Origin of the sequence: Arenibacter sp. P308M17 (genome assembly GCF_003426735.1) — a bacterium.
Lineage (GTDB): Bacteria > Bacteroidota > Bacteroidia > Flavobacteriales > Flavobacteriaceae > Arenibacter.
Map to the genome: position 1 here is coordinate 1 of NZ_QVON01000020.1, position 2,351 is coordinate 2,351.

Genomic DNA, 2,351 nt, shown 5'->3' on the forward strand with positions numbered 1-2,351 from the left:
GTATGCGGCCCACCAACCACATTTACTAACTTAGCATAATTTTATTTACCGGATTCCCTTCTTGTAAACTTGATCTAAACTTGCTGTAATTTCTTGTAATTCTGTGGGTAGAGATTACGGATGTTCTTATGGTTGATGGACATAATATTCTCCAGTGTATATTTAAGCCACTCAAATGGATTCACCCCGTACTTTTTGCAGATGGCAAAGAAGGAATAGATTCCTGCGGCTCTTTCTGCTGCTGAATGAGAACCTGCAAACAGGTAATTTTTTCTGCCCAGTGCCAATGGCCTGATGGCATTTTCCACCAGATTATTATCGATCTCCAGAATACCATCAAAAAGATAGGCGCTAAGCTGGTCCCAACGATCCATAGAATACTTGAAGGCCTTTCCGATAGGACTTTTGGGAAGGATTAGCTGATGCTTCATCTGATCGAACATCCATTTGCCAAATTCATTGATAACAGGCAGTGCTTTTTCCAATCGCAGGGACTTACGCTGCTCCGGGCTTAAGTTTTGCTCTCGTGCCTGGGCTTCTACCGCGTATAGTTTCTGGATAAAGCTCAGTGCTTTTTCAGCGCGCTCCCTATCATTATCTTTTGCCTTGTCAAATTCCCTTCTGGCGTGGGCCCAGCAGTTCAGGTGGGTAACCCCTTCACGCTTGCCGATTTTATCATAAGCGGCATAGCCATCACTTTGAAGATAGCCCTTGAACCCGGCCAATACATGATCGGCAGCCTCTCGGCTACGCCCGGGCCGGTAATCAAAAAGTACGGTGCCATCTATGGGACAATGGTGCACCCAATAATAGCCTTGATGTGTCTTTCCTTTTTTAGCGGGATCCATTACCCTTATGGGGGTTTCGTCACTTTGCAGATATCCTTTGGAGCGAATATCCTCCAGCAGGTGCTGGTAAAGGATATCGATGATTTTAAGGCTTTGCCTGGTCCAGCCTTCCAGTGTGGAGGAGGCTATGGGGATATCCGCCCTTTTAAAGCGTTGCAGCTGTCGGTAGAGCGGGAGATGGTCCTGGTATTTATCGACCAGGATCGAGGCCAGCAGTCCTGCCCCCGGGATTCCCTTTTCGATCACCCGTCCGGGCAGTTCCCCGATGACCACTCCCTCCTTGTTCTTAGGGGCATACTTATATCGGATGTAACGTTTGATATAGTATTTCGCAGGCTCGTATTCCAGCTCATCGGTCACTTCTTTGCCGATACAGACCATATCGGTAATATCCTCGCTCGGATAGATCTCGATTTCTTCTACGGGAAGATGCTCTGGAAGGGCCGTTCGTCCTTTGTGGTTCGATTTGCGTTTGCGGCGCTCGTAGGCAAGTTTTTCCTTGAGCTCCCCCTCTTGCTTTCGAGCGGTTTCCGGCTCCATCTCAAAGGGAAGGCCCAACTGGTTTTTATCGCCCTCGAAGCGCTCCCTTTTTTGGCCAAAGGCCAGACGTTTGTAGTAAGCTAGCTGGAACTTGAGATCGGTATTTTCATTTTCAGCTTTCACCCTTCTTTGGGTCTCCTTGTCAAGGAGCGCCAAAAGCTCTTCTTTGGTGAGGTTTTCCAAGGGTTTTTGCATATTGTAAAGATACAAAAACCACTCTTTTGAACCTACTGTAAACCCCTGTTTTTACTAGGCTTTTGCCACTTTTTTCATCGTGGGTACCTCAGTTTTTGATGGGCCTTTTCTACCTGCAGGCCCTCTACCATAAGTACCAGTTCCGACCAGGTCATACCGGGATTTTTTCCTTTAAGGGCCGGTGGGGTGAAACTGCCCTGTTCCAGACGTTTGTAGTACAGTACAAAACCTCCGGCTTCCCAGTGCAGGAGTTTAAGATGGGTGCGGGTGCGGTTCAAAAAAATAAATACATCGCCACTGGTAGGCTCCCTGCCCAGCTCATTGTTCACCAATCCGCTCAGGCCATTAAAGGATTTCCGCATATCACATGGCCGGGGATAAAAATGATACGTATGAAAAGAGCTCAAAGAGAACATTAGTAAAGCCTTAAAAGCTTGCCGATCAGTGCAAACTGTGAGGCCTCCAGCCGTAGCCGGATCCCATTTGGATATATAAGTTCCAGATTTCCATCCGTTACAGGGTTCGGACCTATGGTTACAAAACCTGCGCTACTGCCAGTATCTATCCGGTCCTTCTTTTTCTTCCAGTAATAAAAGGTAGAGGGAACCAGGCCCTTGTCCTTACAAAAGTCCCTGCCGTTAAGGGGACTGACCTCAAATTCCTCGATCAGGGCAAACATCTTCTGTTCCTTGCTCATCGTATACTATTTTAGGGCAAAGCTAGAGACAGGAAATCAAGATGGCAATATGTGCTTGGTGGGGTGGATAC

At 47.3% G+C, this 2,351-nt stretch carries 3 protein-coding genes; all 3 read right to left on the minus strand.

Features of this window, described 5'->3' with window-relative positions; all coding sequences use genetic code 11:
• Positions 1–74: 74 nt before the first annotated feature.
• A complete protein-coding gene (tnpC, locus tag D0S24_RS20840; protein ID WP_117021781.1) occupies positions 75–1,583 on the minus strand; it encodes an IS66 family transposase in 1,509 nt (502 codons plus the stop codon).
• A 74-nt stretch (positions 1,584–1,657) separates the two neighbouring features.
• A complete protein-coding gene (gene tnpB / locus D0S24_RS20845; RefSeq protein ID WP_117021782.1) occupies positions 1,658–1,999 on the minus strand; it encodes an IS66 family insertion sequence element accessory protein TnpB in 342 nt (113 codons plus the stop codon).
• Positions 1,999–2,280: an IS66 family insertion sequence element accessory protein TnpA gene (tnpA, locus tag D0S24_RS20850; RefSeq protein WP_117021783.1), complete on the minus strand. Its 282-nt coding sequence runs from the start codon at positions 2,278–2,280 to the stop codon at positions 1,999–2,001. Before tnpA ends, tnpB begins: the two co-directional genes overlap by 1 nt.
• Positions 2,281–2,351: the final 71 nt, after the last annotated feature.